This is a genomic window from Bordetella genomosp. 8, from assembly GCF_002119685.1.
Classification (GTDB): Bacteria; Pseudomonadota; Gammaproteobacteria; order Burkholderiales; family Burkholderiaceae_B; genus Bordetella_C.
Window position 1 is genome coordinate 5,361,366 of record NZ_CP021108.1, and the last position, 18,474, is coordinate 5,379,839.

At 66.0% G+C, this 18,474-nt stretch carries 18 protein-coding genes and 1 tRNA gene; 10 read left to right on the top strand and 9 right to left on the bottom strand.

Going from position 1 to position 18,474, the window contains the following annotated elements:
- The first annotated feature begins 9 nt into the window (after positions 1-9).
- Complete coding sequence (locus CAL12_RS24215; protein WP_086066937.1) at positions 10-984, top strand: Bug family tripartite tricarboxylate transporter substrate binding protein; 975 nt, start codon at positions 10-12, stop codon at positions 982-984.
- 39 nt (positions 985-1,023) lie between these two features.
- On the opposite strand, the gene CAL12_RS24220 is transcribed toward CAL12_RS24215, so the two are convergent.
- The 5 genes from CAL12_RS24220 to CAL12_RS24240 all read right to left on the bottom strand — a co-directional run bounded on the left by CAL12_RS24220 (position 1,024) and on the right by CAL12_RS24240 (position 4,271).
- Positions 1,024-1,740: a GntR family transcriptional regulator gene (locus CAL12_RS24220; RefSeq protein WP_086066938.1), complete on the bottom strand. Its 717-nt coding sequence runs from the start codon at positions 1,738-1,740 to the stop codon at positions 1,024-1,026.
- Between the two features lie 201 nt (positions 1,741-1,941).
- Positions 1,942-2,016: transfer RNA gene (locus CAL12_RS24225), tRNA-Val, on the bottom strand.
- Between the two features lie 78 nt (positions 2,017-2,094).
- The gene (gene dnaQ, locus CAL12_RS24230) at positions 2,095-2,841 is read right to left on the bottom strand and encodes a DNA polymerase III subunit epsilon (RefSeq protein WP_086066939.1); all 747 of its coding nucleotides are present in this window, start codon (positions 2,839-2,841) and stop codon (positions 2,095-2,097) included.
- A 117-nt stretch (positions 2,842-2,958) separates the two neighbouring features.
- On the bottom strand, positions 2,959-3,459 hold the full coding sequence (gene rnhA / locus CAL12_RS24235; protein ID WP_232464623.1) for a ribonuclease HI: 501 nt from the start codon (positions 3,457-3,459) through the stop codon (positions 2,959-2,961).
- A 50-nt stretch (positions 3,460-3,509) separates the two neighbouring features.
- Positions 3,510-4,271, bottom strand: a complete 762-nt coding sequence (locus CAL12_RS24240; protein ID WP_086066940.1) for a class I SAM-dependent methyltransferase — start codon at positions 4,269-4,271, stop codon at positions 3,510-3,512.
- A gap of 19 nt (positions 4,272-4,290) precedes the next feature.
- On the opposite strand from CAL12_RS24240, the gene gloB reads away from it, so the two are divergent.
- From gloB to fabI, 3 genes are all read left to right on the top strand, one after another.
- Positions 4,291-5,124, top strand: coding sequence for a hydroxyacylglutathione hydrolase (gene gloB / locus CAL12_RS24245; RefSeq protein WP_086068088.1), 834 nt, complete (start codon positions 4,291-4,293; stop codon positions 5,122-5,124).
- Positions 5,125-5,131: 7 nt separating this feature from the next.
- Positions 5,132-6,556, top strand: coding sequence for a transglycosylase SLT domain-containing protein (locus tag CAL12_RS24250; protein ID WP_086066941.1), 1,425 nt, complete (start codon positions 5,132-5,134; stop codon positions 6,554-6,556).
- Between the two features lie 190 nt (positions 6,557-6,746).
- On the top strand, positions 6,747-7,529 hold the full coding sequence (gene fabI / locus CAL12_RS24255; RefSeq protein WP_086066942.1) for an enoyl-ACP reductase FabI: 783 nt from the start codon (positions 6,747-6,749) through the stop codon (positions 7,527-7,529).
- A gap of 15 nt (positions 7,530-7,544) precedes the next feature.
- Here fabI and CAL12_RS24260 read toward each other — a convergent pair whose 3' ends face one another.
- The 3 genes from CAL12_RS24260 to CAL12_RS24270 all read right to left on the bottom strand — a co-directional run bounded on the left by CAL12_RS24260 (position 7,545) and on the right by CAL12_RS24270 (position 10,684).
- Positions 7,545-8,465: a tripartite tricarboxylate transporter substrate binding protein gene (locus CAL12_RS24260; protein WP_086068089.1), complete on the bottom strand. Its 921-nt coding sequence runs from the start codon at positions 8,463-8,465 to the stop codon at positions 7,545-7,547.
- Between the two features lie 239 nt (positions 8,466-8,704).
- Positions 8,705-9,589 (bottom strand): carboxylating nicotinate-nucleotide diphosphorylase, encoded by an 885-nt coding sequence (nadC, locus tag CAL12_RS24265; RefSeq protein WP_086066943.1) that lies wholly within the window; start codon positions 9,587-9,589, stop codon positions 8,705-8,707.
- Between the two features lie 162 nt (positions 9,590-9,751).
- The gene (locus CAL12_RS24270; RefSeq protein WP_198298318.1) at positions 9,752-10,684 is read right to left on the bottom strand and encodes an NUDIX hydrolase; all 933 of its coding nucleotides are present in this window, start codon (positions 10,682-10,684) and stop codon (positions 9,752-9,754) included.
- Positions 10,685-10,990: 306 nt separating this feature from the next.
- On the opposite strand from CAL12_RS24270, the gene CAL12_RS24275 reads away from it, so the two are divergent.
- Positions 10,991-12,016: an aldo/keto reductase gene (locus CAL12_RS24275; RefSeq protein WP_086066945.1), complete on the top strand. Its 1,026-nt coding sequence runs from the start codon at positions 10,991-10,993 to the stop codon at positions 12,014-12,016.
- A 34-nt stretch (positions 12,017-12,050) separates the two neighbouring features.
- On the opposite strand, the gene CAL12_RS24280 is transcribed toward CAL12_RS24275, so the two are convergent.
- Positions 12,051-12,770 carry a TetR/AcrR family transcriptional regulator gene (locus CAL12_RS24280; protein WP_086066946.1) on the bottom strand — a complete coding sequence of 240 codons (720 nt, stop codon included), beginning with the start codon at positions 12,768-12,770 and terminating at the stop codon, positions 12,051-12,053.
- A 313-nt stretch (positions 12,771-13,083) separates the two neighbouring features.
- Here CAL12_RS24280 and CAL12_RS24285 point away from each other — a divergent pair, with 313 nt between their 5' ends.
- The 5 genes from CAL12_RS24285 (at position 13,084) to CAL12_RS24305 (ending at position 18,380) form a co-directional block, all read left to right on the top strand.
- On the top strand, positions 13,084-13,314 hold the full coding sequence (locus tag CAL12_RS24285; RefSeq protein ID WP_157793114.1) for a hypothetical protein: 231 nt from the start codon (positions 13,084-13,086) through the stop codon (positions 13,312-13,314).
- The gene (locus CAL12_RS24290; RefSeq protein WP_086066948.1) at positions 13,311-14,804 is read left to right on the top strand and encodes an amidase; all 1,494 of its coding nucleotides are present in this window, start codon (positions 13,311-13,313) and stop codon (positions 14,802-14,804) included. The genes CAL12_RS24285 and CAL12_RS24290 overlap by 4 nt, the downstream gene beginning before the upstream one ends.
- A gap of 83 nt (positions 14,805-14,887) precedes the next feature.
- Positions 14,888-16,492 carry an ABC transporter substrate-binding protein gene (locus tag CAL12_RS24295; RefSeq protein WP_232464624.1) on the top strand — a complete coding sequence of 535 codons (1,605 nt, stop codon included), beginning with the start codon at positions 14,888-14,890 and terminating at the stop codon, positions 16,490-16,492.
- A gap of 39 nt (positions 16,493-16,531) precedes the next feature.
- Positions 16,532-17,455 carry an ABC transporter permease gene (locus CAL12_RS24300; protein WP_086066949.1) on the top strand — a complete coding sequence of 308 codons (924 nt, stop codon included), beginning with the start codon at positions 16,532-16,534 and terminating at the stop codon, positions 17,453-17,455.
- A gap of 13 nt (positions 17,456-17,468) precedes the next feature.
- Positions 17,469-18,380 (top strand): ABC transporter permease, encoded by a 912-nt coding sequence (locus CAL12_RS24305; protein WP_086066950.1) that lies wholly within the window; start codon positions 17,469-17,471, stop codon positions 18,378-18,380.
- Positions 18,381-18,474: the final 94 nt, after the last annotated feature.

Sequence of the window (18,474 nt, forward strand, 5' to 3'; positions counted from 1 at the left end):
TAGACGACCATGGCACACGGCAGCTTCTCGTTCAGAAAACTCATCGCGCTTTCCGCGAGCATGCTGGTGGTGACATCGGCGGCCGCGCAATCCTCCTATCCCAGCAAACCCATCACGCTGGTGGTGGGCTTTTCCGCCGGCAGCAGCATCGATCTGGTCGCGCGCATCATCGGCGACAAATTGTCCAAGTCACTCGGGCAAAGCGTCATCGTGGAAAACAAGGCCGGCGCCGGCGGCAACATCGCGGCGGGCTATGTGGCACGCGCGCCCAAGGACGGCTATACGCTGCTCGTGGCAGCGAACAGCCTGGCAGTCAGCTCCGCGCTTTACAAGAACCTCAATTTCGACGCCAGCAAGGACTTCCAGGCTGTTGCCTATATCGGCATCAGCCCGGTCGACCTGAAGGTCAACGCGCGTCTGGGCATCAACAGCCTCGACGAACTCATCAAGTTCGGCAAGGCACATCCGAACAAGCTGAATTACGGTTCGTCGGGCGTCGGCGGCACGCCGCACATGGCGACTGTGCTGTTCGAACAGGTGACGGGCGTGAAGATGACGCACATTCCCTACAAGGGCGGCGGCGATGCGCTGAGCGCGCTCATGGGCGGGCAAGTCGACGTCCTGATCAATCCCATCCTCGGATCGGCCAACACCGACAAGATCAAGACCCTGGCCATCACCGGCGACCAGCGCTCCAGCCTGTCGCCCAACGTGCCCACCTTCAAGGAGCTGGGCTACGGGAAATACGATATCGGCGTCTACTACGGCATCGTCGGCCCGGCCGGCATGCCCAAGGATGCCGTGGACAAGCTCAACGCCAGCGTGCGGTCCATCCTGGCCGACCCGTCCGTGGTCAGCACATTGACCGAGAAACAAGGCGTGGTGCTCAAGGCGGAAAGCCCGCAGGCCTTCCAGGATTACCTGGACCGCGACATCCAGCGCTGGAAAACCATCGTCAAGGAAACGGGCACGTCGCTGGACTAAGGCGTCCCTGACCGGGCGTCCCTGACCGGGCGTCCCTGACTAGGCGTCCACGGCAGTGCCCTGCCTTCGGATACGAAGCTGGGCAATGACCACATCGGCCTTGTCACGCAAATGCTGCGTCAATAGATGGCGCAGCATCTGCGCATCGCGCGCATCCAACGCGTCCATCATTTTCACGTGATCGCCGACCGCGCGTTCCCACTTGGCCTTGTCATGGTTCGTGTTGAACCGAAGCGCCTGGACGCGTGTATTGATGGTCTGGTAGGTCCTTTCCAGCAGGGGATTCTTCGCGGCCTTGATGATGGCGCGATGAATCGACGCATTCAATTGATAGTACGTGGATAAGTCCTTTTCCACGTAGCTGGCCAGCATCCTGGCATGCAGCGACTGCAGTGCCGCGAGCTCCTCGGCGGTAATGCGCCGACAGGCCAGCTCCCCCGCCAGCCCTTCGAGTTCGGACAGCAACTCGAACGCATGATGCACGTCCGCTTCGGTCAAATCCACCGCGATCGCACCGCGGTTGGGCAGCAGGTCGACCAGGCCTTCCGAGGCTAGCAGCTTGATCGCTTCACGCAAGGGCGTCCGGGAAATCTTCAGAAGCTCGCAGAGCTCCCGTTCGTTCAATTTCTTTCCCGGCGGTATGACGCCTTCGATCAACAAGGCACGCAGCCTCGACACCACCTGATCGTGCAAGGAGGGGCGCGCGATCTCGAAACTGGTTTCGCGATCGGATTCGAGGGAAAGGGTTGAATTCATACTCGCGTGGCCGCCGATGCACCGCGTTGAATGTTCCGGAATTGTACTGGCTGGATCGAATCCGATGCCGCCTGCCAGCGCCGCCAGGGAGGTGGATTCTGAGAATGAAGATGTCGGCGGAAACGAAAATGCCGGCTGTAAAACGAAAATGCCGGCTATATATGCCGGCATTTCTTCGTCACATCGCGCTTTGGCGCCTCTTGGTGGGCGGTACTGGTTTCGAACCAGTGACCCCTGCCGTGTGAAGGCAGTGCTCTACCACTGAGCTAACCGCCCCAAGAGAGACCGCGATTCTAGCATGTGATTTTCAGCGATGGCAAATCACGGTGGCGGCATCCCCCGCGCGGCCGATCGCTACGCAGCCTGGGCCTGGGCTTCTTCCACCACCGGCGCCGGATCCCACTGCCGCCACAGGCAGGCGCCGCCCACCGACTTGTCCAGCGCCGCCAGGTAGGCTTCGTGTTCGGCCAGTTCTTCCGCGCTGGCGCGGATCACCGGCAGGCCGGACGCGTCGAAGCGCGCCAGGACGATGCCTTCGGCCTGGCCCTTGCCGCCGGACTCGTCCATGTCGATCAGCAGCGCGTCCTGGCCGCGCGTCATCGCCAGCCAGACTTCGCCGAGCAGGCGCGCATCCAGCAAGGCGCCGTGCAGCGTACGGTGCGCGTTCGAAATGCCGTAGCGTTCGCACAGCGCATCCAGCGAATTCCGCTTGCCCGGGTGCAGCTCGCGCGCATGCATCAAGGAATCGGTGATCGTCGCGCAGAACTCGTGCATGGGCCCGCGGCCGATGCGCGCCAGTTCGGCGTTGATGAACTTGGTATCGAAGGCCGCGTTGTGGATGATGACTTCCGCGCCATCCAGGAAACGGCACAGCTCGTCCGCGACGTCCTGGAATCGCGGTTTGTCCGCCAGGAATTCCGTGGTCAGCCCGTGCACCGCCAAGGCCTCGGGATCGCTGTCGCGGTCCGGGTTCAGGTACACGTGCATGGTGTTGCCCGTGACCATGCGATTGACGATTTCCAGGCAGCCGATTTCGACGATGCGATGGCCCTGGGCGGGCTCCAGGCCGGTGGTTTCGGTATCGAGGATGATTTGGCGCATGGCCGGTAGTGTACCCGGACGGTGCCGCGCGGGACCATGGGTGGCCCTCGTTGCGCGACTCTGCGGGGGCGCCCCGATACCGGGCGCCCTATACCGGGCCCGCTATGCCGGGAACCCTTATGCCGGGCGCCCCTGAGCCGGGCGCCCGCGCCTGGCTTCTTCCACGCCCAGGTTCGCCAACTCGTCCGCGCGCTCGTTGCCGGGATCCCCCGCGTGGCCGCGCACCCAGCGCCACGCGACCTTGTGGCGCGACACCTGCTCGTCCAGCGCGCGCCACAGCTCCGCATTCTTGACCGGCTTCTTGTCCGCCGTGATCCAGCCACGCCGCTTCCAGTTGGCGATCCACTCCATCATGCCTTTCATGACGTACTGGGAATCCACGTGTATGGTCACCTGGCAGGGACGCTTCAGCGCCGCCAGCCCCTGGATCACGGCCATGAGTTCCATGCGGTTGTTGGTGGTCGCCATTTCACCGCCATGCAGTGTTTTTTCATGCGTACCCGAACGCATCAGGACGCCCCAGCCGCCCGGCCCCGGATTGCCCTTGCAGGCGCCGTCGGTCCAGAGTTCCACCACTTCCATCCTGGCGTCCGCGCCAGCCGTACTGCCATCGATCATCTACTGATTCCCGCACTGTTCCGTGTTCGTCCGCGACATCGCGGCCGCCATTAAAGCGGCGATCGGTGATTCGCCACCACCGATGCCGCCGCGGCGGCCGGCCGCTTCTGCTTCCAGGCCGGGCCGATCAGCCGCATGCCCGCCACGCGCTTGACCGCCGACACCATATACACCGCGCCGCACACCGCCCACCAGCGATCGCCGGCCTTTTCCATGAAGCGCCAGCGCTGCAGCCAGATATCCGTCTGGCACGCCGGCGCATAGCAGCCGAAGCGGCCCCGGTCGACCTCGAAGGACAGCAGCTTCAGCCAATCCTTGACGCGGGCCAGCGAGACCTGCGCCGACGGCGCGTGCGGCAGCCAGGGCTCCATGCCGGGCATGCGGTTGCGCGCGCCCCAGAGGCTCCAGGGATTGAAGCCCGATATCACCACGCGCCCCTCCGGCATCAGCACCCGTTCCACTTCGCGCAGCACGTCATGCGGCGCATCCGTGCACTCGAAGGCATGCGGCAGGATCAACAGGTCTATGCTCTGCGACGAGAACGGCAAGGCGCGTGGATCGGCCAGCGTGCAGGCCTGCCAGCGCGCCGCCACGTCCGGCTCGGGCATGACCGTACCCACATAAGCCTTGAACGGCATGCGGTTGTTGCGCAGCAGGTCCAGCTCCGCCAGACCCACCTGCAAGGCGTTGTAGCCGAATACGTCGGCCACCACCGCATCGAACTGGGCCTGCTCCCAGCGCAGCGCATACTGGCCGGGCGGCGTCTGAAACCACTCGGCCAGTTCTACAATCGGCGCACTCTCTTCTGCCACGCTATAGGTTCCTCTGATGATGCAAGCCACCTCCGCCCCCGCCGGCGTCGATGTGCCCGGACCTGCTTCGTTCGCCTCGCTGGTACCGGTCCCGGCATTCTCCGATAACTACATCTGGCTGGTCGAACGCCAGGGACTGGCCGCCGTGGTCGATCCCGGCCAGGCCGAACCGGTGCTGCGCGCGCTGCGCGAACGTGGACTGCAATTGCGCGCCATTCTACTCACGCACCATCATGCGGACCATGTCGGCGGGGTGCTGGAATTGTCGCTCGCCACCGGGGCGGTCGTATACGGCCCTGCGGACGAGACCCTGCCGCGCCGCGATGTCGCGCTCAGGGAAGGCGACCAGGTCCGTATCGAGGAACTCGACCTGGCGATGGACGTGCTGGATGTCCCTGGACATACGGCCGGCCACATTGCCTACTACGGCCGGGCCGCGGGCGTGGAACCGGTGCTTTTCTGCGGGGATACCCTATTCGCGGGCGGCTGTGGGCGGCTATTCGAGGGGACGCCCGCGCAGATGTCCGATTCTCTTGGTAAATTCGTAACATTACCGGCTGAAACACAAGTTTGCTGCGCACACGAGTACACTCTTGCCAACTTGCGATGGGCACAGGCCGTCGATCCGGCCAACCGCACCCTGCAACAGTGGTACCAGCGGGCCCAGCAACTGCGCGAACAAGGTAGTCCCACGCTTCCCTCGACGATCGGGCTGGAGCGGGATACCAATCCGTTCCTGCGTACCCGGCAAGTTGAAATTACCCAGGCTGCCGCAGCTCATGCTGGGCGTTCGCTAAACTCGCCCGTCGAAGTATTCGCCGTACTTCGCGAATGGAAAAACAACTTCAAGTGAACCACTGATGAAATTGTTCCGGCTAATCTTTCCCCTGCTCTTGGCCGTACTGGCCGGCTGCGCGGGAACGACGCACAAACAGACAGAACTCCACGCAGGCGATCTCGACACCCAGCAACCCGGATATCCGACCCGCTATGTCGCCACGGTCACGTCACGCACCATCGACCTGACCCACCCCCCGCGCGACGTCTGGGACCGCATACGCCGCGGCTTCGCCATCCCCAATCTGCACAATCCCCTGGTCGACCAGTGGACCGACTACTACGCCTCGCATCCCGAGGCCGTGCAGCGGATGGCCGAACGCGCGGGCAAGTATCTGTATTTCATCACCGAGGAAATCAACCAGCGCGGCATGCCCACCGAGCTGGCCCTGCTGCCCTTCGTGGAAAGCGCGTACAACCCCTCGGCCCTGTCGCGCGCCCAGGCCTCGGGCCTGTGGCAGTTCGTGCCGGCTACCGGGCAGCACTACAACCTGAAGCAGGACTGGTGGCGCGACGAACGGCGTGACCCCATCGCTTCCACCAATGCGGCGCTGGACTACCTGGAAAACCTCTTCGAAATGCAGGGCGACTGGTATCTGGCCCTGGCCTCCTACAACTGGGGCGAAGGTTCGGTGCAGCGCGCCATGGCGAAGAACGAAGCCGCGGGCCTGCCCACCGATTACCTGTCGCTGCAGATGCCGGACGAAACACGCAACTACGTGCCGAAGCTGCAGGCAATCAAGAACATCATCGCCAATCCGACCAAGTACGCCGTGGTCCTGCCGGCGGTCAACAACACGCCGTATTTCGCCACGGTGCAGAAGAATCGCGACATCGATATCGAAGTCGCCGCGCGCCTGGCCGAAATGCCGGTGGACGAGTTCAAGGCCTTGAACCCGTCCTTCAATCGTCCGGTGATCCGCGGCGAGCACGCCTCCATGATCCTGCCGGCCGACCGTGTGGCGGTGTTCAACGCCAACATGGAGAACTACAAGGGCGACCTGTCCAGCTGGAAGGTGTACCAGCCGCAGCGGGGCGATACCTACGCCTCGATCGCGCACCGCTTCGGCATTTCGGAGTCCACGCTGCGCGGGCTGAACGACATCCCGTCGCGCCAGAAGCGCATCGCCATGGCGCAGCACCTGCTGGTGCCGGCGCGCGGTGGCGTGCAGGTGGCCTCGCTGGATAATGCCGGTCCGGCCACGCAGGGCCCGGTCGTGCAGCGCGGCTCGGTGCGTCCGGCCACGGCGCAGGTGGCCTCGGCCAAGATGACCGCGCCGCGGCCCAATGTGCGCCAGCACAAGGTCAAGTCCGGCGATACGCTGTTTTCGCTGGCGCGGCAATACAGCACCACGGTAGACGCGCTGCGCGCACTGAACAACCTGAAGGGCAATGCCTTGAAGGTGGGCAGCACGCTGCGGGTACCGGGCACGAACGTGCGCGGCTGAGCAGCGCGGCTGCATGGCCAGGCGGCCGCGCCGGAAGGCGCTTCCGCATCGGGAACGCCGGCGTTATCGCCGGCGTTTTTCTTTGGGGCAACGAAACGCCCCGCCGCCTGTATCCCGCCTCGGTTTGGGATGGACGCAGCGCCGGCCGGGTTCACCTAAAATACCGCTTTCAGTTTCGAGGATACGAAAAATGGGCTTTCTAGCCGGCAAACGCATACTGGTCACGGGCGTGCTGTCCAACCGCTCCATCGCCTATGGCATCGCGCGGGCCTGCCACCGCCAGGGCGCCGAACTGGCGTTTACCTACGTCGGCGATCGCTTCAAGGACCGTGTCACGGAATTTGCCGCCGAGTTCGGCAGCGACATCGTGCTGCCCTGCGACGTGTCGGAAGACGCGCAGATCGAAGCCGCCTTCACCGAACTCGGCCAGCGCTGGGACGGCCTGGACGGGCTGGTGCACTCCATCGGCTTCGCGCCGCGCGAAGCCATCGCGGGCGACTTCCTGGAAGGCCTGTCGCGCGAGGGCTTCCGCATCGCGCATGACGTGTCGGCCTACAGCTTTCCCGCCATGGCCAAGGCGGCGCTGCCGCTCATGAAGGGGCGCAACGGCTCGGTGCTGACGCTGACCTACCTGGGCGCCGAGCGCGTCGTCCCCAACTACAACACCATGGGCCTGGCCAAGGCATCGCTGGAAGCCAGCGTGCGCTACCTGGCCACGGCGCTGGGCCCGCAAGGCATACGCGCCAACGGCATCTCGGCCGGCCCCATCAAGACCCTGGCGGCCAGCGGCATCAAGGATTTCTCGTCCATCCTGAAGTTCGTCGAAAGCAATGCGCCGCTGCGGCGCAATGTGTCCATCGACGACGTCGGCAACGTCGCGGCCTTCATGCTGTCGGATCTGGCCGCCGGCGTGACGGGCGAAATCACCCACGTGGACGCGGGCTTTTCGACGATCGTGCCGGGCATGGAATAAGCCGCGCGGCCAGCTTCAATCGGCGTGCAGCCCCATGCGCGCCGTCAGCTGGCCGAAGCGGTCGATATCGTTGTCGATCAGGGCCTGGAACGCCTGCGGCGTACTGGCCGTCGGGCTGTAGCCCAGTTGCAGCAGCGCCTGGCGCGTATCGGCGCGGTTCATGATCGCGGCCACGGCGGCGTTCAGTTTGGCGATCACGGCCGGCGGCGTCCTGGCCGGGGCCAGCAGGCCGTGCCACTGGTCCAGCGCATAGCCTGGAAACCCCTGCTCCGCCACGGTAGGCACCGAAGGCATCAACTCGCTGCGCTGCGGCGACGTCACCGCCAGCGCCCTGAGCTTGCCGGACGCCAGGAAAGGTGCGGCGCTGGACGCGGTGATGATGCCGATGCCCACCTGCCCGGACAGCACGTCGGTGAGCGCGGGCCCGCAACCCTTGTAGGGCACGTGCTGCAATTGCCGACCACTCGCGATGCGCAGCATTTCACCCGCCAGGTGCTGCGGCGTGCCGTTGCCGCAGGACGCATAGGCCAGCGCCTTGCCGCCCTGCCCCGCCGCCGCCAGGGCATCTGCCAGCGTGTGGAAAGGCGACGACGCCGGCACCGCCAGCACCGACGGCACGAAGGCGACATTGATCACGCCCTTCAGGTCATGCTTGGGCGAGAACGGCAGGTCGCGGTACACGCCGGGGTTGATGGCGTAGGAACTGTTGACCATCAGCAAGGTATAGCCGTCCGGCGCGGCCTGAGCGACCTCGCGCGCGCCGATGTTGCCGCTGGCCCCCGGCCGGTTTTCCACCACCACGGTCTGGCCCAGGTCCTGCTGCAGTGCCGCGCCCAGGCGGCGCGCCAGCAGATCGGTACCGCCGCCAGGTGGGAAGGTCACGATAAGGGTGATGGGATGCGACGGATAGCCGCGCGCCGCCCCGTCTGGCGACATCGCCGCCACGCTGGCGGCCTGCCCGGCCTTGCCTTCGCCGCTCGCGGCGCGTATCCATCCACCCGCCGCCAGCAAGGCGGCCAGGCCCAGCAGGGCGCCGCGCATGCGCCGGCCGATGACGGTCCGGCCCCTGGCCGGACGCGCCGCGTACGGACGGCAAGCATCGGGGCGGACGCCATCGGGCGCGCCCGTATCGCGGCGCCTTTCGCACCGCATCAAGCTGTTCATCGCAAACTCCGTCAGGCGTCCAGGCCGATATCCAGCACTTGCACGCTGTGCGTGATCCACCCTATGGCGATCAGGTCCACGCCCGTGGCGGCGATCGCCGGGGCGGTTTCCGGCGTGACGCCGCCGGAGGCTTCGGTGACCGCCCGGCCCTTGGCCATGGCGACGGCCTGGCGCAATTGCGCCAGGTCCATGTTGTCCAGCAGCACGACGTCCACGCCCAGCGCCAGTGCTTCTTCCAACTGCGCAAGGGTGTCGACTTCCAGCTCGATCCTGACCAGATGCCCGGCAGCCGCGCGCGCCCGTTCGATGGCGGGCCGTATGCCGCCAGCCAGGGCCACGTGGTTGTCCTTGATCAGCATGGCGTCGTCCAGGCCGAAGCGGTGGTTGCTACCGCCGCCGACCCGCACGGCGTACTTCTGCAGCGCCCGCATGCCGGGCAGCGTCTTGCGCGTGCAGGTGACGCGCGTTCCATAAGGGCGTATGGCATCCGCGATGGCCGCCGTGGCGGATGCCACCCCGCTCAGGTGGCACAGCAGGTTCAGCGCGGTGCGTTCGGCGGTCAGGATGCCACGCGCCGGCCCGGCCACCACGGCGATCTCATCGCCCGGGCGCAGGCGGGCGCCATCGCGCAGCGCCGGCAGGAGCTCGATGCGCGCGTCGGTCAGCGCGAAGGCCATGCGCGCCAGGTCCAATCCCGCCAGCACGCCAGGCTTGCGTGCGACCAGGCGCAGCCGCGATTCGGTATCGGCATCGACGATCGCGTCCGTCGTGATGTCGCCCGCCCGGCCCAGGTCCTCCAGCAGCGCGGCGCGCACCACGGGTTCCAGCATGACGGCGGGCAGGGGCGCGACCGTGCGCGCCGCGTCGGAGGAATTCGCGGCCGCCGGACGCGCCATGCTGCCTTGCGGCGCCCCGGCATGCCTGGGAGATGCGCCGAAGGCGCTGGGTAATGTGCTTATGCTCATTTTGAGTATTAAATAGGCGTAGTGTAGGGATGGACTTATACTATTTCTGAGCATAATCCCCTGTCAACGGATTTTTTCGCAGTGGACCGGCCCTCAGACCAGGTGCGGCTCCCGGGCCAGCGGCAGCTTGCTGCCGGAAATCGCGCGTTCCAGCATGACGTCGCGACGGAAGCGGAAAAGCTTCGCGGGCCTGCCCGCGGTACCGCTGGTCATGCCCCCGGTTTCTTCCACCAGCTCCTGCTGTTCGATCAAACGGCGGAAATTCTGCTTGTGCAGGCCACGGCCCGCCAGGGCTTCCACGCTCTGCTGCAACTGCAGCAGCGTGAATTCCTCCGGCATCAGCTCGAAGACGACCGGGCGGTATTTGATCTTGGCGCGCAGCCGGGCGATGCCGGTGGCCAGGATGCGCCGATGGTCATGGATCATGGGCGTGCCCGGCAGCGCCGGACGGATCGGCCGCCGGCCGGCTTCCGGCACCAGGCCCGCTTCGTACAGCAGCTCGTAGCGCTGCAGCACCATGTCTTCGTTCCACCCGGCGCCATCCAGGCCGAAGGTGATGGCGACGCGGTCATAGCGGCGGCCGCGCTGCGCCGCCGGACCGGTCGCGGCCCAGGCCCGCAGGCGCGGTTCGATCAACGACGCAACGAAGGCCGGCGCGCCGTCGCGCCGGTCTTCCCAAGGGAAATAGCGGTACCAACCCTGCCAGCCCACGCCGGCTCCGCCCGTCTGCGCCAGCTCGCGCGTCAGGCCCAGGTAGCTGACCGAGATGATGCGCGCATCGGGCTGGTCCGCCCGATCGCGATCGGCGAAGGTGTACAGCTGTTCGACATAGCCGAGCGGATGATGGGTCTGTGCTTCCACCCAGGCGCGCAGGCCGGCCTGCAGCGACCGGTGTTCGGACTGGAATGGCCCGGCGGGCAGCGCGTGCGCATCGCCTGTGGTCAACACGCGAGGCTGGCCGTCGGTCACGGCGACCAGCACGGCGACGAGTTCGGCGGAAACGCGGCTTTCGATGGGATCGGTCAAGGGCACGCAGGATAGGGCGATATTGCCGCGGACAGCGGCGGATAGCCGCGCGGCTTCGCATTATACGAAGGGATTGCTACGGGATGGATTGCCGTATGGAATGCTGGATTGATCGCTGAATGGATTGCCGCCGAATGGCGTATCGCCCGGGCACGGGCGCACGCATTCTTGACCCGGACGTACAAGTGTTTCGCGGCGACCGGGGTTTTTCCCGGCGCACCGCCGCGGCAGTATGCTGGTTTGCCACCGCGCCGCGCCCCTCCCGCGCTCGCGCGCTTCATCCATACGTTTACACAGAGGCCACACATGGAATATCGACATCTGGGTGCATCGGGATTCAAAGTCCCCGTCCTGAGCTTTGGAACCGGCACATTCGGCGGCAAGGGCGAGCTCTTCGAAGCCTGGGGCAAGACCGACGTCGCCGAAGCGCGACGGCTGATCGACATCTGCCTGGACGAAGGCGTGACGATGTTCGACACCGCCGACATCTATTCGCGCGGCGCTTCCGAATCCATCCTGGGCGAAGCCATCAAGGGACGACGCGACAAGGTCATCCTGTCCACCAAGGCCACCTTCCGCTTCGATGACGAACCCAACAACGTCGGCTCGTCGCGCTTCCATCTGATCCGCGCCGTCGACGATGCGCTCAAGCGCCTGGGCACCGACTATATCGACCTGTTCCAGCTGCACGGTTTCGACGCCCGCACGCCGGTGGAAGAAGTCCTGTCCACGCTGGACACGCTGGTGCGGTCGGGCAAGATCCGCTACACGGGCGTGTCGAATTTCTCGGGCTGGCACCTGATGAAATCCCAGGCCACGGCCGACCGCTACGGCTATCCGCGCTACGTGGCCAACCAGACCTACTACTCGCTGATCGGCCGGGATTACGAGTGGGAACTGATGCCCCTGGGCCAGGACCAGGGCGTGGGCGCCGTCGTCTGGAGCCCGCTGGGGTGGGGACGCCTGACCGGCAAGATCCGCCGCGGCCAGCCGCTGCCGCAGACCAGCCGTCTGCACAAGACCGCCGACTACGGTCCGCCTGTGCCGGACGAATACCTGTACCGCGTCGTCGACGCGCTCGATGAAGTGGCGGCCGAAACCGGCAAGACCATTCCGCAGATCGCGCTGAACTGGCTGCTGCAGCGTCCCACCGTCAGCACCGTGCTGATCGGCGCGCGGGATGAAAACCAGCTGCGCCAGAACCTGGGGGCGGTGGGTTGGAACCTGACCGCCGAACAGATCGCGAAACTGGACGCCGCCAGCGCCGTCGATCGCGCCTACCCGTACTGGCACCAGGTGGGCTTCGCGGAACGCAATCCTTCGCCGGTCTGAACGTCGGCTTCCAGGAGCTGGGCCAGGCGCCCGGCTACGCGCCCGCCTCAGCGCTCCATACGGCGGGCGCGCCGATGCCCAGCATCGCGATCCCCAGCAGTTCGCGCAGGATCAGTTCGTCGTCGTTGAGATCGATCATGCCGCCCTTGCCGGCCAGCACCTGGAACTTGCGTGACAGCGGATCGCAATTCGCCAGCAGATGCATCGCCGACCCGCGCACGAATTCATAGCGCCAGATGATCTCGGAGCGGCTGTAGCGCGGCAAGGTCTGCGCAAGCGCATCGATGAAAAGCTGCGCATAACCGTCCAGGTGCTGCGCGACGAACAGTGTGTAATCGCTGTCCGGCATGGCGCGCAGGTGATGCTCCATGCGCACGAACAAGCGGCCGCCGTCCTCGTCCCGCTCGCAGACGACCAGCGGGCGCAGCAGGCTTTCGAGTATCACGGGAACGGGCAGCGGCCCGTGGCCGTAGCGCTGGCGCGCATCTTCCAGCCGTATGCGCCGTTCGATGTTGACCGGCTCCATGACGGACAGCAGCACGGATTTCACCAGCGCGTCCTTGGACCCGTAGTAGTAGTGGATGGACGCAACGTTGACACCGGAGGCGTCGCAGATATCGCGCACGGTGGTATTGAAAGGCCCCGTGCGCGCGATCAGGTCCTTGGCCACACGCAGGATACGGTCCGGCACCGGCATGTCGGCGGCATCCTCGCCGCGGATTTCTCCTTCCGCGGGGACCGGCATTTCCCTCATGGCGCCTCCTCTGACGACCAATCAATTGTTTTAATTTGCTTCACGACAGCAGGCCGACCTGTACTTGGCTGCGACGTACAAGCCTTTGATTTTAATCCAGGAATCGCCGTTTTCACAGGCTGACAGTACAACGCCTGTTTATGCTGCATCGCACTAGGATTTACCACTACCCGGCCGATTTTACCTTGACGCTCCCTGGCGTCGTTCCTAGAATTAAACAACTGTTTTATCTGCACGACATGCGCTAAGGTATTGAAAAATATATGGAATATTCGGTTCACCGGGTATATCCATGGTTCCAAGGGGCTTTTCCATGTCAGAAACAGCGGTGCATGCCGAGGCGTTCGCGCGCCCCGACGATTTGCGGATCCTGGCGGCCCACGCCGGGTTGTCGCTCACTCCCGAACATCTGGCCGAATTGGCCGACGCCTGGCGCTACATCGCGCCCATGCTGGCCCGCATCCCGCGCGACCGGCCTTATGCCGACGAAGCCGCGCACACTTTCGTGCCGGCCAGCTTCGACGGCAAGGGGATGGCGCGATGAACGGCGACCCGACTTTCCTGACCATCGCGCAGGCCAGCCGCATGATCGCGGACAAGACACTGTCGCCGGTGGAGCTGACGCAGGCCTGCCTGTCCCGCATGGAAGCGGTGGACGCCGCCTTGTGCAGCTTCATCACCCCCACGCCGGAGCTGGCCCTGGCACAGGCGCGCGCCGCCGAAGCGGAAATCGCACGTGACGGCCCGCGCGGACCCTTGCACGGCATCCCCTACTCGCTGAAGGACATCTACGAAACGGCCGGCATCCGCACTACCGGGCAATCCCGCGTGCTGGCCGACTACGTGCCAACGCAAGACTGCCCCGCGCAACAAGCCCTGCAAGCGGCGGGCGGCGTGCTGCTGGGCAAGACCACCACCTGGGAATTCGCCCACGGCGGCCCCTCCTGGGACGTGGTGGCGCCCCCCGCCCACAATCCCTGGAACACCGCCCGCCATCCGGCCGGTTCTTCCTCCGGATCCGGCGCGGCCATCGCCGCGGGCCTTTGTCCGGCCAGCATGGGATCCGATACCGGCGGATCCATACGCATGCCGGCCGCGGCATGCGGCATCTCCGGCATCAAGCCCACGTATGGCCGCGTCAGCCGGCGCGGCGTGCTGCCGAACTCCTTCAGCCACGATCACACGGGCCCGATGGCCTGGACCTCGGAGGACCTGGCCATCCTGCTGGGCGTCGTCGCTGGCCATGATCCGCTCGATCCCGGCAGTGCCCGTCATCCCGTGCCCGACTATCGCGCCGCGCTGAACGGCGACCTGCGCGGCCTGAAGATAGGGGTGCCATGGGCCTGGATGGAAGCAGAAGCGCCGATCTCTCCGGGCTCTCGGCAGGCGCTGGACCACGCCCTGGACGTCCTGCGCGGCCTGGGCGCCATCGTGCAGCCCATTACGCTGCCCTCCCTGCTGGCCTACAACGATTGCAAGCGCGTGATCGCCATGGCCGAGCTGTTCTCGATCCACCAGCACACGCTGCGCAACGCGCCCGACCTGCTGGGCGCCAGCTTGCGCTACCGCATCATCGGCGGCGCGCTGCTGCGCGCCGAAGACTATGTGCAGGCGATGCGCATGCGCGCGGAACTCGCGGCTGCCATGCAGGCGGCATTCGAACAGGTAGACCTGATCGTCACGCATTGCGCCGAGCCGGCCGGCAAGCTGGAGCCCACGTCGCCGCACTGGATGTTCAGCCAGCCGAACTACACGACACCCTTCAACTCCGCCGGTAATCCGGCCCTGTCGGTCTGCAACGGCTTCGATGCCGACGGCATGCCGTATTCGCTGCAGATCGCCGGCCGGCTTTTCGATGAAGCCACCGTGCTGCGCGCCGGCGATGCCTACGAAAAGGCAACCGCCTGGCGCTCGCGGCGGCCGGACATCGCGGCACTTGCCGCCGAAGCCGCCAGCCGCCGGGGCGACGGCGCGGCACCGGCGGACGCCCGCCCAGGCGCGCGCCCCATCGCGACGAGTCCCGCGACGGCCTAGGACTCGCGGTTTCTTTCGCGCTGTATCGCTTCCATGCCGGCCGCCCAAGGGCGACGGTGCGAATCACCCATCGGAGATACGCCTTGGTACTGAAGAAGTTCGCGGCCCCGCTCATCGCCGCCTCCCTCGCCCTTTCCGCCATCGCCACGGCTCGCGCCGAAATGGTGCTGCGCGTCGCCACCACCATGTCCGATATCCCGTTGACCACGGGCCAGCCCAGCCAGGGCGGCGAAGGCATGCGCTTCATCGGCTTCACGCTGTACGACGCGCTGATCCGCTGGGACCTGTCCAAGGCCGACCAGCCCGCCAAGCTCGTGCCGGGCCTGGCGACGTCCTGGTCCGTCGACGACGCCACCCACACCAAATGGACCTTCAAGCTCAGGCCCAACGTCAAGTTCCATGACGGTTCGGCCTTCGACGCCGATGCGGTGGTCTGGAACCTGGACAAGCTGCTCAAGCGCGACGCGCCGCAGTTCGACCAGGCACAGGCCACGCAGGCCAGCCAGTACGTGTCGGGTGTCGCCTCCTACCGTGTCGTCGATCCCATGACGGTGGAAATCACGACCAAGTATGCCGACGCGGTATTCCCCTACCTGATCGCCGATGTGATGATCTCCAGCCCCGCGCGCTACAAGGAGATGGGCGGCGATTGGACCAAGGTGGCGCAGCGCCCATCCGGCACCGGACCGTGGATGCTGGACAAGCTGGTGCCGCGCGAACGCGCGGAGCTGATACGCAACCCGAACTACTGGGATCCGCAGCGTGTGCCCAAATCCGACCGCATGGTGCTGCTGACCATGCCGGATCCCAATACGCGCGTCGCCGCGCTTCTGTCGCGCCAGGTGGATTGGGTGGAAGCGCCACCCCCCGATACGATCCCGCGCCTGAAGCAGGCGGGCATGCAGATCGTCACCAACATCTATCCCCACAACTGGCCGTACCAGCTCAGCTATTCGGAGGGATCGCCCTTCCGCGACATCCGCATCCGCAAGGCCGCCAACCTGGCGATCGACCGCCAGGGCCTGGTGGAATTCCTGGGCGGCACCGCCATCCCGTCCGAGGGCATGGTCGACCCCAAGCATCCCTGGTTCGGCCAGCCGCACTTCAAGATCCGCTACGACCCCGACGAGGCGCGGCGCCTGATGAAGGAAGCCGGGTATAGCCCACAGCATCCCCTGCATGTGAAGTTCGCGATTTCGACGTCGGGGTCCGGCCAGATGCAGCCGCTGCCCATGAACGAGTTCGTGCAGGAGAACCTCAAGGCCGTCGGCTTCGACGTCGAACTCGAAGTCATGGAGTGGGAGGCCCTGCGCGCGCGCCGCCGCGCCGGCTCCGACGCACCGGAAAACAAGGGCGTGGACGGCATCAACAACAGCTTCGGCTACTGGGATCCCGACATCGGCCTGATCGGCACGTCCTGGTCGAAGATGAAGCCACCGGCCGGCTACAACTGGGGCGGTTTCAGCGACAAGGAAGCCGACGAACTCGCCGCGAAAGCCAAGGTGGAGTTCGACCCCAAGAAGCAGGATGCCATCCTGGCCCAGCTGCATACCCGCATCGTCGACCAGGCGATGTGGATATGGGTGGTCCACGACCTGAATCCGCGCGCGCTGGCGCCCAACGTGAAGGGCTTCGTGCAGGCCCAGAGCTGGTTCCAGGACCTGACGCCCGTCTACCTGCAACAGTGAATCCCGCGGCGCCCGCGCCGCGCAACGGAGGATCGCGCCATGCTGCGTTACGTGCTTCGCCGTCTGCTCTATACCTTGCCCATCGCCATCGGCGTCTCGCTGGTCTGCTTCGCGCTCGTGCACCTGGCCCCCGGCGACCCGATCAGCGCGGTGCTGCCGGAGAACGCCTCGCCGGCGGTGATCCAGGAGGTCCGGGCAGCCTACGGCTTCGACAAGCCGCTGCCCGCGCAGTATTTCATCTGGCTCAAGCGGGTGCTCACCGGCGACCTGGGCACGTCGATCAAGACGGGACGGCCCGTGCTGTGGGAAATCGTGCCGGCCATCCGCAACTCCATGCTGCTGGCGGCCGCGGCCATCGCCCTGGCCTTCGCGGGCGGCTGCCTGCTCGGCACGCTGGCCGGCTACACGCGGCGTCCCACGGTGGATCGCGCGGTGACGGCGCTGGCGGTGACCGGCGTGTCGCTGCCGCACTATTGGCTGGGCATGGTGCTGATCGTGTTGTTCTCCGTACAGCTGCGGCTGCTGCCGGCCACCGGGATGGGCGCGCCGGATATCGCTCACCTGATCCTGCCGGCGGTCACGCTGGCCGTCATTCCCATGGGCATCCTGGCCCGGTCGGTGCGTGCGTCGGTGGGCGAGATACGCAGGCAGGAATTCGTCCAGACGCTGTACGCCAAGGGCCTGGGCGGCGGGCAGGTACTGGCGCACGTGGCCAAGAATGCCGCGCCCGCCGTGATGGCCGTCATGGGGCTGCAGTTCGCGCAGATGCTGGGCGGCTCCATCCTGGTGGAGACGGTCTTCGCCTGGCCCGGCACGGGCTTCCTGCTGAACGCCGCGATCTTCACGCGCGACCTTCCCATCCTGCAGGGGACCATCCTGGTGCTGGCGATGCTCTTCGTCTTCACCAACCTGATCGTGGACATGCTGCAGATGCTGGTCGATCCGCGCGTCAAGCGCGCTTGAAAGAGGCCCCACGATGAGCCAGAACATAGCTTCCCTGCCCAACGTTCCCGCCGCCATGGCCGCGCGGCCCGCTTTCCGGCGCACCAGCCGGGGGTATTGGCACGGGGTGGCGCGGCGCCTGTCGCGCGATCCCATCGCCATCGGCTGTGCCGTGATCCTGTTGGTCATCGTCGCGCTGGCGATCGCCGCCCCATGGCTGGGGCTGGACGATCCCTACAAAATGAGCATGATCCGCCGGCTGAAGCCGCCCGGCTACCAGGGCCACTGGCTGGGCACCGACGAGCTGGGTCGGGACATGCTGGCGCGCCTGGTCTACGGCGGCAGGCTTTCCCTGTTCAGCGGCTTCGTGCCCGTCCTGCTGGCCACCTTCGTGGGCGGCACGCTGGGCATCGCGGCGGGCTACGCGGGCGGCAGGTGGAACATGGTGATCATGCGGCTGATCGACGTGTTCTACGCCTTCCCGTCCGTACTGCTGGCGGTGGCGATATCCGGCGCGCTGGGCGCCGGGCTGGCGAACAGCATCGTGTCGCTGACGCTGGTGTTCATCCCGCCCATCGCGCGCATCGCGGAAAGCGTGACGACGCAGGTTCGCGAACAGGACTTCGTCGACGCGGCACGCGCCACGGGCGCATCCGGACTGCGCATCGTGCGCGCCCACGTGCTGGCCAATGTGATCGGCCCCATCCTGGTCTATGCGTCCAGCCTGATCAGCGTCAGCATCGTCATCGCATCGGGACTGAGCTTCCTGGGGCTGGGCGTAAGCCCGCCCAACGCCGAGTGGGGACTGATGCTGAACACGCTGCGGCAGGCCATCTACGTCAGTCCGCTGATCGCCATCCTGCCCGGCATCATGATCTTCCTGACCTCCATGTGCTTCAACCTGATGAGCGATGGCCTGCGCAGCGCCATGGACGTCAAGGCCTGAGGAGCAAGCGCCATGTTCGCACGCCTGAAAACCCCTGCCCGCACCGCCGCCCAGGCCGGCGACGCCCTGCGCCTGCTGGACCGGCAACCTGACA

Bases quoted from the DNA above. Each gene is read 5' to 3' on its own strand.
- CAL12_RS24260 (WP_086068089.1), bottom strand. From the start codon at position 8,465: ATGTCGCCAGACGGGGCGGCGCGCGGCTATCCGTCGCATCCCATCACC.
- CAL12_RS24290 (WP_086066948.1), top strand. From the start codon at position 13,311: ATGAACGGCGACCCGACTTTCCTGACCATCGCGCAGGCCAGCCGCATG.
- CAL12_RS24280 (WP_086066946.1), bottom strand. From the start codon at position 12,770: ATGAGGGAAATGCCGGTCCCCGCGGAAGGAGAAATCCGCGGCGAGGAT.
- gloB (WP_086068088.1), top strand. From the start codon at position 4,291: ATGCAAGCCACCTCCGCCCCCGCCGGCGTCGATGTGCCCGGACCTGCT.
- rnhA (WP_232464623.1), bottom strand. From the start codon at position 3,459: ATGATCGATGGCAGTACGGCTGGCGCGGACGCCAGGATGGAAGTGGTG.
- CAL12_RS24305 (WP_086066950.1), top strand. From the start codon at position 17,469: ATGAGCCAGAACATAGCTTCCCTGCCCAACGTTCCCGCCGCCATGGCC.
- CAL12_RS24220 (WP_086066938.1), bottom strand. From the start codon at position 1,740: ATGAATTCAACCCTTTCCCTCGAATCCGATCGCGAAACCAGTTTCGAG.
- CAL12_RS24285 (WP_157793114.1), top strand. From the start codon at position 13,084: ATGTCAGAAACAGCGGTGCATGCCGAGGCGTTCGCGCGCCCCGACGAT.
- fabI (WP_086066942.1), top strand. From the start codon at position 6,747: ATGGGCTTTCTAGCCGGCAAACGCATACTGGTCACGGGCGTGCTGTCC.
- CAL12_RS24215 (WP_086066937.1), top strand. From the start codon at position 10: ATGGCACACGGCAGCTTCTCGTTCAGAAAACTCATCGCGCTTTCCGCG.
- CAL12_RS24275 (WP_086066945.1), top strand. From the start codon at position 10,991: ATGGAATATCGACATCTGGGTGCATCGGGATTCAAAGTCCCCGTCCTG.
- dnaQ (WP_086066939.1), bottom strand. From the start codon at position 2,841: ATGCGCCAAATCATCCTCGATACCGAAACCACCGGCCTGGAGCCCGCC.
- nadC (WP_086066943.1), bottom strand. From the start codon at position 9,589: ATGGCGCGTCCGGCGGCCGCGAATTCCTCCGACGCGGCGCGCACGGTC.
- CAL12_RS24300 (WP_086066949.1), top strand. From the start codon at position 16,532: ATGCTGCGTTACGTGCTTCGCCGTCTGCTCTATACCTTGCCCATCGCC.
- CAL12_RS24250 (WP_086066941.1), top strand. From the start codon at position 5,132: ATGAAATTGTTCCGGCTAATCTTTCCCCTGCTCTTGGCCGTACTGGCC.